This is a genomic window from Natrinema gari JCM 14663, assembly GCF_000337175.1.
Classification (GTDB): Archaea; Halobacteriota; Halobacteria; order Halobacteriales; family Natrialbaceae; genus Natrinema; species Natrinema gari.
Window position 1 is genome coordinate 1 of sequence record NZ_AOIJ01000071.1, and the last position, 334, is coordinate 334.

The 334-nt window shown below is 50.0% G+C and carries 1 pseudogene; it reads right to left on the bottom strand.

Annotation, left to right across the window (positions count from 1 at the left end):
* Positions 1 to 334: pseudogene (locus C486_RS20580) on the bottom strand (DDE-type integrase/transposase/recombinase); the annotation flags it as partial.

The following is a 334-nucleotide window of genomic DNA, read 5'->3' on the forward strand; positions in this document are numbered from 1 at the left end:
TCTCGACGGAGTGCAGTTTGGAGGTGTTTTGCTCCATCAACGAGAAACACGGCATCATCGAGATCATGTTTCTCGGAAAGTTCCTGCAGGAATCGTTCCGTCAACACGGTCGTAGTCGTCGAGTACAGCCGAGTATGGGGGATTTTGTTCGTCTCTGGATCAACGGCAGTGTACAGCCAATATCGATGTTCGTCAAGTTGAATCACCGTCTCATCGAGCGCGATGTGATTCGGATTTTCGTCACCAGCTGGCTGTAGATCGCACTTGTGAACCCAATCATGAACGGCCTTTCGACTACGTGTGACACCGAACTTCTCCAATTCTCGAACGGTAT